The organism is Rahnella sp. CFA14(1/10) (genome assembly GCF_004195095.1).
GTDB classification, from domain to species: Bacteria; Pseudomonadota; Gammaproteobacteria; order Enterobacterales; family Enterobacteriaceae; genus Rahnella; species Rahnella perminowiae.
Map to the genome: position 1 here is coordinate 13990 of NZ_SEWS01000017.1, position 13201 is coordinate 27190.

Annotated in this window: 14 protein-coding genes; 6 read left to right on the top strand and 8 right to left on the bottom strand. The window is 53.3% G+C overall.

Features of this window, described 5'->3' with window-relative positions:
- From EVX52_RS24145 to EVX52_RS24160, 4 genes are all read left to right on the top strand, one after another.
- A complete protein-coding gene (locus EVX52_RS24145; protein WP_205951638.1) occupies window positions 1-660 on the top strand; it encodes a M15 family metallopeptidase in 660 nt (219 codons plus the stop codon).
- 10 nt (window positions 661-670) lie between these two features.
- Window positions 671-856: a YpfN family protein gene (locus tag EVX52_RS24150; protein WP_013576544.1), complete on the top strand. Its 186-nt coding sequence runs from the start codon at window positions 671-673 to the stop codon at window positions 854-856.
- Window positions 857-965: 109 nt separating this feature from the next.
- Window positions 966-2264, top strand: a complete 1299-nt coding sequence (locus EVX52_RS24155) for a hypothetical protein (RefSeq protein ID WP_240783495.1) — start codon at window positions 966-968, stop codon at window positions 2262-2264.
- Window positions 2265-2266: 2 nt separating this feature from the next.
- On the top strand, window positions 2267-3367 hold the full coding sequence (locus EVX52_RS24160; RefSeq protein WP_129992279.1) for a phosphoserine transaminase: 1101 nt from the start codon (window positions 2267-2269) through the stop codon (window positions 3365-3367).
- Window positions 3368-3444: 77 nt separating this feature from the next.
- On the opposite strand, the gene ypfH is transcribed toward EVX52_RS24160, so the two are convergent.
- The 7 genes from ypfH to dapA form a co-directional block, all read right to left on the bottom strand.
- On the bottom strand, window positions 3445-4095 hold the full coding sequence (ypfH, locus tag EVX52_RS24165) for an esterase (protein ID WP_129955587.1): 651 nt from the start codon (window positions 4093-4095) through the stop codon (window positions 3445-3447).
- A gap of 108 nt (window positions 4096-4203) precedes the next feature.
- Entirely contained in the window at window positions 4204-6189 is a 1986-nt protein-coding gene (locus EVX52_RS24170) for a tRNA(Met) cytidine acetyltransferase TmcA (RefSeq protein WP_129992280.1), read from the bottom strand.
- Between the two features lies 1 nt (window position 6190).
- A complete protein-coding gene (locus tag EVX52_RS24175; RefSeq protein ID WP_129955589.1) occupies window positions 6191-6643 on the bottom strand; it encodes a DUF441 domain-containing protein in 453 nt (150 codons plus the stop codon).
- 113 nt (window positions 6644-6756) lie between these two features.
- Window positions 6757-7632, bottom strand: coding sequence for a neutral zinc metallopeptidase (locus EVX52_RS24180; protein WP_129955590.1), 876 nt, complete (start codon window positions 7630-7632; stop codon window positions 6757-6759).
- Between the two features lie 225 nt (window positions 7633-7857).
- On the bottom strand, window positions 7858-8571 hold the full coding sequence (gene purC, locus EVX52_RS24185) for a phosphoribosylaminoimidazolesuccinocarboxamide synthase (protein WP_015698209.1): 714 nt from the start codon (window positions 8569-8571) through the stop codon (window positions 7858-7860).
- A 56-nt stretch (window positions 8572-8627) separates the two neighbouring features.
- Complete coding sequence (gene bamC / locus EVX52_RS24190; RefSeq protein WP_129955591.1) at window positions 8628-9707, bottom strand: outer membrane protein assembly factor BamC; 1080 nt, start codon at window positions 9705-9707, stop codon at window positions 8628-8630.
- Window positions 9708-9723: 16 nt separating this feature from the next.
- Entirely contained in the window at window positions 9724-10605 is an 882-nt protein-coding gene (gene dapA, locus EVX52_RS24195) for a 4-hydroxy-tetrahydrodipicolinate synthase (protein ID WP_013576553.1), read from the bottom strand.
- 145 nt (window positions 10606-10750) lie between these two features.
- On the opposite strand from dapA, the gene EVX52_RS24200 reads away from it, so the two are divergent.
- Both EVX52_RS24200 and bcp read left to right on the top strand, forming a co-directional pair.
- Entirely contained in the window at window positions 10751-11317 is a 567-nt protein-coding gene (locus EVX52_RS24200) for a glycine cleavage system transcriptional repressor (protein WP_129992281.1), read from the top strand.
- 25 nt (window positions 11318-11342) lie between these two features.
- Window positions 11343-11810, top strand: coding sequence for a thioredoxin-dependent thiol peroxidase (bcp, locus tag EVX52_RS24205; protein WP_015698249.1), 468 nt, complete (start codon window positions 11343-11345; stop codon window positions 11808-11810).
- Between the two features lie 76 nt (window positions 11811-11886).
- Here bcp and EVX52_RS24210 read toward each other — a convergent pair whose 3' ends face one another.
- Window positions 11887-12951, bottom strand: coding sequence for an AI-2E family transporter (locus EVX52_RS24210; RefSeq protein WP_129955593.1), 1065 nt, complete (start codon window positions 12949-12951; stop codon window positions 11887-11889).
- Window positions 12952-13201 lie beyond the last annotated feature (250 nt).

The following is a 13201-nucleotide window of genomic DNA, read 5'->3' on the forward strand; positions in this document are numbered from 1 at the left end:
ATGCTGACCGGGCGCTCCGTTGCACATCTGGTGACGCTGGGTGAAGGGCCACACCGGTTGCAGAAAGAGGCGGCACACGCATTTGAAAAAATGCATCAGGCAGCCCGTGAGGCTGGTTTTGACTTACAACCGGCCAGTACCTTTCGTGATTTCGATCGGCAACTGACCATCTGGAATGGCAAATTTCGCGGCGAACGACCAGTATTAGATAAGAACAGCCAGCCGGTAGATATCCGTGCACTGACGACCGCAGAACGTTGTGAGCTGATTTTACGCTGGTCTGCACTGCCGGGCGCCAGCCGTCACCACTGGGGCAGTGATCTGGATGTGTATGATCCTTCATTGCTTCCGGCAGGTAAAACGCTGCAACTGGAGCCGTGGGAATATGAGCAAGACGGGTATTTTTATCCGCTGAACCAATGGATGTCAGCGCATATGGCAGAGTTTGGTTTTTACCGCCCGTATGCCGAAGACCGCGGCGGCGTGGCTGTCGAACCCTGGCATCTGAGCTACCAGCCGCTGGCGGCGGAATGTGAAAAACAGCTCACGCCGCAGGTCTTACTCAGCGCCTGGACCGGAAAAGACGTGGCTGCCGCAGACTGGTTAGCCGGGCAAATAGACACCCTTTTCCCGCGATTTATCGCCCCCTCACCCCTTTAAGGAGTACACCATGGAGTGGATTAAAGATTACTGGTGGATCGTTCTGATCATTCTGGTCGGCATGTTCATCAGCGGTATCAAAGAGCTGAACCGCGTTGATGTGAAAAAGTTCCTGAAAGACAAACCTGAAATCCCGCCGCATCGCGACAATAATGCCGAGTGGGATAAAGATGACGACTGGCCAAAGAAAAAGTAACGCCCCGTCAGCCTCTCATCGTTAATCAATATTAGTCGGCGGATAATCTAGCGATTCTCCGCCGATTGACTTTCTCTCCTGCCATTATCATGCGACATGAAACTGATGCATGGAGAGAGCAAGTCCTTTGCAAACATTACCTATTTCCCGGGCGGACCACGCAGTGCCTGAACGCTTCGACGCCTCGCAATTTCTGGGTCTGGCTCCGTTTTTACGCATGAGCATCGCAGGCGAAGAATGGTCTGACATTGCGCAGGTGCTGATCACCCGTGCGCAGCAATCCCCTGATGACGCCGTATTGTGGATGAATCTTTCTACCGTCATGCTGTGTCTGCAACGCACTGAACTGGGTCTGACTATTCAGAATCAGGCACTGGCGATGCAGCAGGTCTATACCCTTCGTGCCGCGCGACAACCGGCAACATTACGCTTACTGATACTGATGGTGCCCGGTACGCTTTCTGCGAACGTACCGCTGGATTGCCTGCTGGAAAACAGCGATATCGAGCTGATTTATTACTACATTACGCAAGAAGCCCCGTTTGAAGCCCCGATCCCTGAGCACGATTTAATGATGGTCGGCATCAGCGCCACCACTGAAAATTTGTTCCTGTTGCAGCAACTTGAGAATGTCACGCAACATTGGCCGGTGCCTGTTATCAATGCGTCACAACATATCCCGAATTCTGAGCGCCACACTGCCAGCCGGTTGTTGCAAAACAAACCCGGTTTAGCCATTGCACAGGCGCATGCGGTGACATTTGCCACTTTATCGGCCGTCGCCGCCGGAGAAACCACGCTGCACGATGCGTTGCCTGAAAGCCACTATCCGGTGATCCTGCGTCCTGCCGGTTCGCACGGCGGCCACGGTCTGGAAAAAATTACCTGTCAGAAAACACTCGCGGACTATCTGACCCGCGTGCAGGTTGAAGATTATTTCCTGTCGCAGTTTATTGATTACAGCAATAAAGACGGCCAGTTCCGTAAGTACCGAATTTCGTTGATCGACGGCGTGCCTTATGCCTGTCATATGGCGATTTCATCCCACTGGATGGTGCATTACGTGAACGCTTTCATGTACGAAGACATTCAAAAACGCGAAGAAGAAGCGGCATTTCTGAACAACTTCCGGGCATTTGCGACGCGCCATCAACAGGCGCTGCAAGCGATTTATGACGCCACGCAACTTGATTATCTGGGCATTGATTGCAGTGAAACGCCGGACGGCAGGTTGCTGGTGTTTGAAATCGATCCGGCCATGGTGGTACATGCGATGGATCTGGAAGTGATGTTCCCGCACAAACAAATCCACATGAATAACGTTAAAACAGCATGCCGCGAGTTGCTGCTATCCCGTGCCCTGGCGCACACCAACATCTCTGCTGATGCGTTTAAAGGACAAGAATAAATATGATTTCACGTAACGCTCTGAATTTCTCCGGTGGACCTGGTGCATTGCCGGAAACCGTGCTCACTCAGGTTGAAGCTGCAATAAAAGAAGTGCCGGAGGTGGGGCTGTCGATACTGGGTATCAGCCACCGTTCAGACTGGTTTGCCGCCATTGTGCAGGAAACAGAAAACAACATCCGGGCCCTGCTCGGGTTATCGAAAGACTTCCATATCCTGTTCCTGCAGGGCGGTGCAACGCAGCAGTTTTCGATGGTGCCGATGACCCTGTTACGCGGCCAGAAGCACGCCGCCGAATATCTGGATACCGGTTACTGGAGCAGTAAAGTCGTCACCGAAGCGCGTCGCGAAGGGCCGGTAAAAGTCCTGTGGAGCGGTGAGTCCTGCGGATTTAACCGTCTGCCTACGGACGAAGAGCTGGCATTCTCGCCTGATGCGCCGTATCTGCATTATGTTTCTAACGAAACGGTGGAAGGATTACAGTTCCAGCGCGTTCTCGGCCGCGACGATGTGCCCCGTGTCTGCGATATGTCTTCTGATTTTCTGTCCAAACCGTGCGATGCGAACAAATTTTCCGTGATCTACGCCCACGCACAGAAAAACATCGGCCCGGCAGGCGTCACCATCGTACTGGTGCACGATACCGTCGTGAAAGCATCTTCAGATGAATTGCCGTCATTCCTGAACTACCGTCGTCAGGTTGAATCCCATTCCAACCTCAATACGCCGCCGGTGTTTGCGATTTACGTTGTACTGCTGGTCACCCGCTGGTTGCTCAACGATGTTGGCGGTCTGGAAAATATGGAACAGACCAACCGCCATAAAGCGGAACTGTTATACGCGATGCTCGACAACAGCAATGGCTTCTACAATGGCTGGAGCAGCAAAGCAGACCGTTCATCTATGAACGTGGCCTTTAAATTGCCTGATGCGGACCTGGAGAAAAAATTCCTGGCAGAGAGCCATGAAGCTGGCTTTTCCGGCCTGGCGGGTCACCGCGCGATTGGCGGTATCCGTGCCTCTATCTACAACGCCCTGTCGCTGCCGGCAGCCGAAAAGCTGACGAACTTCATGGATGATTTCATGCGTAAGAACCGCAAATAATCACCCTCAGTCAGCCATAAAAAAACGCCCCCGGTTGTGATACAGCCGGGGGCATTTTTTATTAAAGTCGCGAAAAATTAATGCTGATGTGATTTCGGCTCGTAGTTTTTCAAATGCGCTATCGCCGTATTAATCATATGCGAATCCAGCCCGTGGCCCATGCCCGGCTGAAGATTGAGCGTACATTCACAACCTAATGATTTCAGACGTTCTGCCGCACTTTTCGACTGGAACGGATTAATCACCGGATCCTGCTCCCCATGAATGAAATGCACGACCGTACCGGCGGCAATCGGTTTTTCCGGAAGCGTTGAAAAACGTCCGCTGAACGCGATAATACGCGACGCCAGATGCTCTTCTACTTTCGTTGATTCCAGCGCCATGATGGTGCCCTGCGAGAAACCGACTAATGTGGTGTGTTCCGGCGGGACACCGGTTTTTTGCTGCCAGTCACGCACAATCTGCACAAAAACTGGCATTGCGGCATCGACACGCGGCTGACGGTTTTGCTCAGTCACACCCTGAACTGAGAACCACTGGAAGCCCCGGCCAAAATCACAGATATCCGGACTGCCGACGCTGATCACCTGCGCCTGCGGAAATGAAACAGCGAAAAATTTACCGATTTCCCCCATTGAAATCGGATTATCGCCTACGCCATGAAACAATAAAATCAGCTGATTAGCCCTTTCCTCCGGCTGCCGGACGATGATCTGTTCTGAGCTCATTGCTCTCTCCCGTTGTCGAATAATGGGTTCACTATACGCCGCCTGCCGGTCAGTGAAATCGGGTTTTATTGAACGAGTCTTTCCATTTATTGCAATGAAAGCGGGGGCTTATCCGCCCATACCCGCCTCTTTCAGTATCTGCTGCGTTTCCTCACGCCAGCGCGAAACCAGCGCTTTGCGCCCGGAAAGCCGCAAGTGTTGTACGATGTCCGCCACGCTTTTCCCTTGCTGCAAATACGCACGCAACGCCGTCAGCGGCAAATCACTGTGCAGCAAAACACGGCTGAGCGCAGGTAAACTGCTTTCCAGCGGACGATGGGCGAAGGCAAATCCGCTCAGCTCGCGCCAGTCGGCGTCATCGGGTTGTGTATCTGCAGCGATATTGAGCGGCAGAGTTAAATCCACCTGAGGTGCCAGCCAGCGCCAGTCCCGCTGAAGCTGATGCACGGCGTTGTCCGCCAGTGCCTGCCCCGCCGCGCTCAGCGGTAATATCGCCATCGCAGCATAACACCCGCTGCTGGCTTCTTTGTGCATACTCACGCGTACCAGCCGGAATCCGGTCTGCTGCCACAGAGCAGCCAGCTCCGTGGTATAACCAAAACTGACCGACAGAAAATCCAGCCCCGCCTGCTGAGCCTGCCGTTTCTGCGTCAACAATAAATGACGGGCAATCCCCTGACGACGGAATAACGGGTGCACGGCAATCCGGCTGATGCGCCGTGAACGCATGACGGCAGCCTCCTGGAACCCCGCGTGCGCGGCAAGCGACTGCGCCACCAGATTCCCGCGCGGACGCCGTCTTCCGGCCCAGACTTCCTGCGCCAGCGCTGCGCTAAGGCCGCCCTCATCCACCAGCCATAACGCGCCGGTCAGCGTATTGTTGTGCCGTGAGGCGCTGAACGTCATGCCCGGCGCATCCAGCAGACGCCGCAGATCCAGCGGCGACGTGCGGTAATGTGCGCTGGTCAGCAGGCCGTAGAAATCCTCTAACAGCACCGGTTCATTCGGCCAGTCGTCAGCATGAATCGGAAAAATTTCTGATGTACCGCGCGCCTCACCGGCCACCGGCAGATGCTCCTCAAACAGCAATAACTGGCTGATGAACGGCTCAAGCGTGTCGGATGATGACCAGCGGATGGGTGCGTTCAGACGCAAGTCATGCCACTGCGGCAAAGACGCACAGAATTTGAGTAAGAATCCGCGTCCGGTGCCTTCGTACCCCTGAACCGTAGTGGTGAGCAACACGCGCGGAAAAGCCGCGATAATTTCCGACAGCATCGGGGCCGGAATGGCGGCAGCTTCATCGATGATCAGCCAGTCAACGCCGGTTACCGCGCCTTCGCGACATAAGGCAAGCAATGCATCAGGTGCGATAAAGCAGGCAGAGTCTGTTTGCTGATTAAGGATCTGGCTGGCAGAGGCTTTAGCCGGTGCGGTTACCCGGCAGGTACCCGGCCAGTGTTTGACCAGCATTCCCGCCAGGGTCGATTTCCCCCGCCCGCGCGGCGCGGTCAGCACCCACACGCCGGAACCGGCCTGCATCAGTTGTTTTAAAATCTGGGACTGCTCAGAGGTTGGCTGGCCGTCGGGTGGCAGCCAGTCGGGTGCGGCAGGCAGAGGAGCAATAGTTAAAGGCTGACCCTGCCGGCAAATCGTAATGCCAGAGTCTTGCTCAAGGAAAGACCGGAAACGACGTATAAAACGCGGAGTGGGGATTGGCCGGGGTTGCTCGCTCCAGCGCAGGCTGTCCGCGTCCGGCGTGTCAGCCCAGCAATGCCATTCCGGTATCAGCAGAATCAGCCAGCTTCCGGCTTTTAATGTGCCTGAAAACGCCGCCAGTGCCTCGACATTCAGACCATAACGCGCATCAAACACACCGTGAAAAATATCCTGCCCGAGCAACGTATGTGCCGCTGAAGGCGGACAGGAAGTGACGCCGTCAGGCGGTGAATCGCTCAGCCAGAGCCAGTCACCCACACTATGTGCAGAAAACAGAATCGCCTGTTGCTCACACCACTGCGTTGCGCCACTGAACACCAGCAAACGCCGGACGCCCAGCCGCTGCAACTGTTGCTGTAGCAAAGTGGCAGACATCTCAGGTTTTCCCGATAATCATCGATAACAGACCGGCAGCAATCAGCGGCCCGACCGGCACGCCTTTAAATAACGCCACCCCCAGCACGGTGCCTACTAACAGGCCAGCCACCAGATGCGGCTGCGTGCCCATCAGCGTCAGGCCACGCCCGCCCAGCCACGACACCAGCACACCAACCAGAATGGCAACGATGGATTTCCAGTGGAGGAAAGAATGTACAACGGTACTGGCGCTGATTTTTCCGCTGGCAATCGGTGCCATTACCCCAATAGTGAGAATAATAATACCGAGGGTCAGACCGTATTTTTCTATCCACGGAAAAAAGCTGTTCAGCGGCGTGATGCGCACCGTGAGGAGGAAAAACATGGCGATGGTGACGGCGCTGTTATGGCTGATAATGCCCAGACCGGCGAAGACAAGTAAGATCAATAGCGTTGGATCGAGAAAAGCCATGGCGTTCCCAGCGGGTCAACATGAAAATGAAAGAGAGATCCGCAGACCTCTCCGGATCAGTCACTGATTATTAAACAGTTTTTAGCAGCAAACCAGCGCTTCCTGCCACATAATCAGCGGCTGGCAAAGGTATTACACTGGTCAGGATTACCGGTATCAAACCCGCGTTTGAACCAGGTATAACGCTGCCGGGAAGTCCCGTGGGTAAAGCTGTCCGGCACCACGCGCCCCTGACTTTGCTGTTGCAACCGGTCATCGCCGATGGCCTGTGCGGCATCCAGCGCTTCTTGCAGGTCACCCTCTTCGAGAACGTTTTGCTGCTGCATCGCATGTCCCCAGACACCGGCATAACAGTCAGCCTGTAATTCCATTTTTACCGATAGCTGGTTTACCACAGCCTGCGATGCGCCCTGTTGCAACTGGCGAACCTTGCGTTCAGTGCCCAGCAGATTCTGCACGTGATGGCCGACTTCATGCGCCACAACGTAGCCCTGTGCAAAATCGCCCCCCGCCCCGAGTTTGTCCTGTAATTCCTGATAAAAAGACAGGTCGATATAGACCGTGCTGTCCGCCGGGCAATAGAACGGGCCCATTACCGACTGGCCGGTACCACACCCGGTGCGGGTCGCGCCGCGATACATCACCAGTTTGGGCTCACGATAAGTCATGCCCTGCTTCTGGAAAATGTCTTTCCAGGTGTCTTCTGTCGAGGCAAGGATCACCGAGGTGAATTTTGCCTGCTCGTCATCTTTCGGGCTGATGGATTGTGATTGTGTTTGTTGCTGCATGCCGCCGGACTGACCACCATCAATCAGCGGCGTCAGGTCGATACCGTAATACCCGGCGACCAGCACCACGATGATGATCACGATACCGCTTTTGCCACGGATCGGCAGGCGCATTCCTCCGCCACCTAAACCGCCGCTGTTAGCTCCCTGTCCGCGTCTGTCTTCTACATTGTCGCTTTCGCGACGCCCTTGCCAACGCATAATCACCTCCAGACTGTTTTTGTAAGACTAGCCAGCACACGCGGTTAATACCATCCGCGAAGGGACGTAATTTTAGGGAAGTCAGAATTAAATGAAAGAAAGCAGGGCAGGAAGACAAAAATAAAACGCAAATAAAAGAACGGGAAGCGGTATCCGCCCCCCGTTTAGCGCCAGCGCAGACTGCGTAAACGATTGCGCAGCCTGGCTAAAAAAATAATGCGCAGCTTAGTCCAGTTTCACACCGATACGGTGAGCGACTTCTTCGTAAGCTTCGATCAGGCCACCCAGACTCTGGCGGTAACGGTCTTTGTCCATTTTGTTCAGGGTTTCTTTATCCCACAGGCGGCTGCCATCAGGAGAAAACTCATCACCGAGCACCACTTCACCGTTGAACAGACCGAATTCCAGTTTGAAGTCGACCAGGATCAGACCGGCGTCATCAAACAGTTTGCTCAGCACGTCGTTGGCTTTGTAGCTCAGCTCTTTCATGCGTGCGAGGTTTTCTTCATTCACCCAGCCAAACGTCTTGCAATACGATTCGTTGACCATCGGGTCATGCATGGCGTCATTTTTGAGGAACAAATCGAACAACGGCGGATTCAGTTCCAGACCTTCTTCAATGCCCAGACGTTTTACCAGCGAACCTGCAGCACGGTTACGGATAACGCATTCAACCGGGACCATATCCAGTTTTTTCACCAGCACTTCGGTGTCAGACAGCAGGCGTTCCATTTGGGTTGGAATACCGGCTTCTTCCAGCTTAGCCATGATGAAATGGTTAAATTTGTTGTTAACCATGCCTTTACGGTCGAACTGCTCAATACGCTGACCATCCAGTGCTGACGTATCGTTACGGAACTCCAGTACCAGAAGGTCCGGGTTTTCGGTGGTGTAGACGGTTTTCGCCTTGCCGCGATACAACTCAGCTAACTTTTGCATCTTTACTTACTCCAGTGGAAAAAACAGATGTAAAAAGGGGCCGGAGCCCCTTGGTATTATTTTGCGCTGCTCTGGCTAAACGCGGCCTGCATGACCGCCACCATCGCATCGTTCTGCGACTGGCTGAGAGCATGACCTTTCGGATCAAGGAACTGCAAGCTGCTGCGGTTGTCCAGATCGCCAACCTGAAGTTTGTAATCACCGGAAGTCAGGCCCGGATCTTTCGCACCCAGTGTCTGCCATGCATCGTCATTCAGCGGTTTGTAGGTCACAGACAATGTGCCTTGCGGACGGCTGCTGTCGGTCACTTTCATGCCAGCTTTTGCCAGGGCATTTGGCAGGCGATCCCACACAACGCCGTAGTTCTCACGGACAATCAGCACCGGCAGGCCGGTATCATCTGCGCCGCTCTGAACGTCAATCTCACCAACACGACGGTTGTCGAGACGCGCCTGCGTATCCTGCTGCACTTTATCCAGACTCGCCGTGATGGAGTTCATCATCTGGCTGTTATAACGCTGGATTTCAGCGGAAGACGTCACAGCTTTATCCTGTTGTTTCAGCTCAAGCGTTTTCACCGTCAGCGCTAACTGGTAGCTCTGCTGTTTCACGCTAACCTGATAACGTCCCTGATACTGGAAGTCTTCATCCGCACGATTCCAGTCAATGAAATCAGTGGTGAGCGTCTGGTTAGCGTCATCACGGTTGGCAATTTTGAAGTTATTTTGCTCAACGGCTTTCACGACGTTATTCCACAGGTCACGGTTCTGTGCGGTGTTTTCCAACAATACGGTACTGCTGTCACCAGAGAACTGCGTCTGAGAACCATTCAGCAGCGCCAGTGGCTGGGAAGGAGGACGGATGTCAAGCTGCTTACCTACCGCGCCTTGCATTGCACCGGGCTGAATTTCGTACGTTCCGTTCTGCACTGGCAAAATCATGCCGGTCGGCGCTTTGAGCTCATGCAGCCCTGCCGCATCCAGGTAGGACTCATCACCACTGACCTGGCGTTTGTAACGTTGATCACTTGAACAGGCGGCCAGCAACATGATCAGGGAAACCCCGACCACTTTCGCTACCGCCGTTTTCTGCAAACGGGTCATCTGGAAACTGTTCTTGTCAAATAAAGAGGCCATCAAATCTTCCTAAGAGTTACAGCAAACCGGCGCTTTTTAATGCTTCTTCCACGACCGGACGGGCAGCATCTGTTAACGGCGTCATAGGCAGACGCATCGTATCGGTTGCCATCAAACCCAGTGCCTTACAGGCCCATTTCACCGGGATTGGGTTTGCTTCTACAAACAAATTCTGATGCAAAGGCATCAGGCGCTGATTCAGGCGACGCGCTTCGGCAAAGTTGCCAAGCGCAGCCAGCTCACAAAGTTGTGCCATCTCACGGGCAGCTACGTTAGCCGTGACGGAAATAACACCCTTACCACCGAGTTGCATAAAGTCCAGACCGCTGGCGTCATCGCCGCTCAGCAGAATGAAATCTTCATCATCAACCAGCACTTGGATCTGACTAACGCGACTTAAGTTCCCTGTTGCTTCTTTAACAGCAACAATATTCTTCAATTTTGCTAAACGCGCGATGGTCTGCGGCAACATATCGCAGCCGGTACGTGACGGCACGTTGTAGAGAATTTGCGGCAGAGAGGTATTTTCAGCGATGGCCTTGAAGTGCTGATACAGACCTTCCTGCGTCGGACGGTTGTAATAAGGGGTGACAGTCAGACAACCAACAACGCCACTTTTTTCAAAACGTTGCGTAAGAGAAATCGCTTCAGCGGTCGCGTTTGCGCCGGTGCCTGCGATAACAGGAATGCGTCCATCAGCCAGTTCCAGCGTCTGTAAGACCACGTCACCGTGCTCTTCATGGCTCAACGTGGCCGACTCGCCGGTCGTGCCAACGGAAACGATCGCCGCAGTACCACTGGACACATGATAATCAATCAGTTTTTTCAGACTCGCGCGATCGACAGCACCTTTGGTGTCCATCGGCGTAACCAGTGCAACAATACTTCCCGTAAACATTGACCTTCCCCTCCACAAACAGGTCACTCATGGTACTTTTGACACCACTGCAAAAGCAAGCAATCAACGAGCGGTAACCGCTTGTCCGGCGGTTTTTTTTATGTTTACCTTGGGAATACTCCCAAGCACGACAGGAAGACCTATTTTGCCGCAGCCACAACAACATTATCTCGTGATCACCGCGTTAGGTGCTGATCGCCCGGGCATCGTCAACACCATAACCCGCCAGGTCAGCAGCTGCGGCTGTAATATTGAAGACAGCCGTCTTGCGATGCTCGGTGATGAGTTTACGTTTATCATGTTGCTTTCCGGTAGCTGGAATGCGATTACGCTGATTGAATCCACCCTGCCGCAAAAAGGCGCAGAGCTGGAATTATTAATCGTGATGAAGCGAACCAGCGCACATGAACGTCCGCCCATGCCTGCTACGGTTTGGGTGAAAGTGGAAGTGAAAGACTCAGCGCATCTGATCGAGCGTTTTACCGATTTGTTCGATACGCATCAGATGAATATCGCCGAACTTGCCTCCAAAACCCGCCCGGCAGATGCCAACACACCGGCGCAGTTATCGATTCAAATTACGGCGCACAGCGCAGCCAACACTGATGCGGCAATTATTGAGCAGGCGTTTCATCAGCTATGTACAGAACTGAAAGCGCAAGGCAGTATTAATGTCGTTAGTTATTCTGAGAATGAAGATAAACTGCAGTAATCGCTAAGAGATATGGAGAAAGACAATGAGCCCACTGAAAGCCGGTGACCCTGCGCCGCAATTTAGTTTGCCCGACCAAGACGGTGAACAAATTAATCTGGCCGACTTCCAGGGACAGAAAGTCCTGGTCTATTTCTATCCTAAAGCCATGACCCCGGGTTGTACCGTACAAGCCTGCGGACTGCGCGATAACATGGATCAGTTAAAAAGTGCCGGCGTTGAAGTGCTGGGGATCAGCACCGATAAGCCGGAAAAGCTGTCGCGTTTTGCTGAGAAAGAACTGCTGAACTTCACCTTGCTGTCCGATGAAGATCATCAGGTCTGTGAACAGTTCGGTGTCTGGGGTGAAAAATCCTTTATGGGTAAAACCTACGATGGCATTCATCGCATCAGCTTCCTGCTCGATGGCAATGGCAAAGTCGAGAAAGTGTTCGACGATTTCAAAACCACTAATCACCATGACATCGTGATGGCCTACCTGAACGGTAAATAACCGAAACGGTCAGAGTGTGGATACAAAAAAAGCGCAGACGCGCTTTTTTTTTATTGGATACGCTCAGCAGAATAAATCACCGGGTTTCGTTCAGTGATTCATCCGGCCAGACGTGAACCACTGCTTTGACCAGCGTCGCCAGCGGTATTGCAAAGAACACGCCCCAGAATCCCCACAATCCGCCAAACACCACGACAGAAAGAATAATCACCAGCGGATGCAGATTCACCGCTTCCGAGAACAGCAACGGCACGATCACATTCCCGTCCAGCCCCTGCACTACCAGATAGGCAACGAAAAGCGTCCAGAAATCCGCGCCCAGTCCCCACTGGAACATCGCGACAATGACCACCGGAATGGTCACCAGCATCGCGCCGATATACGGAATCAGAACCGATACACCGACCAGCACCGCCAGCAGCAGCGAATAATGCAGATCCATCACCCAAAACACCAGATAAGTGGCCACACCGACGATAATCATCTCGAGCACTTTGCCGCGGATATAGTTGGTGACCTGCTGATTCATCTCCACCCAGACCTGTCCGGCCAGTCCACGATCGCGTGGCAGTATGCGACGCACGGCATTCAGCATCTGCTCTTTATCTTTAAGCAGGAAGAAGACCATCATCGGTACCAGAATCAGGTAAATCGCCAGCGTCAGTAAACCGACCAGCGAGGCCAGTGAATATTTCACCACTGATTCACCCAGACCGGATAATTTGCTGCGCATATTTTCTGCCATCATGTCGATGATGCCCGCATCCACCAGCGCAGGATAACGTTTCGGCAATGTCGCGGCGAAATCATAGAAGCGGTTCAGCATGCTCGGTAAATCAGTCATCAGGTTCACGCCCTGCTGCCAGGTCACCGGCGCAATGACAAACATACCGAGCAGTAAAATACCGGCGAAAATAATCAGCACCACGCTCACCGACAGCGTGCGGGAAAGCCCGACATGTTGCAGACGCACTGTCGGCCACTCCAGCAAATAGGCGAGCACCATCGCCACCAGAAGCGGCGCCAGGATGCCATTGAGGAAATAGAGAATGCAGAAACCTGCGACCAGAATAGCCAGCAGTGCGATAGCCTGCGGATCCGTAAAGCGACGGCGATACCACTGTAATAACATATCCAACATCAAGAAAACGCTCCTGTAATTTCGGGTCCGGCATATGCGCGCTGTTCGTTCCCTGCGCGCTCAGACACAAGTAACTATTTAAAAAGTTCGTTGTCACACAACTGTAGCTTCGGAGTGTTTTAAACTCTCACGCGGATAGCTACTATAGAGACCGGCGCAGAGAAAAGCGCAAGAAAATAACAGTCTGGCTGACTGTTCGCGAAAGAAAGGCTCGTAAAGCTCATCGGTATCGCGGTTAACTTATTGGGAA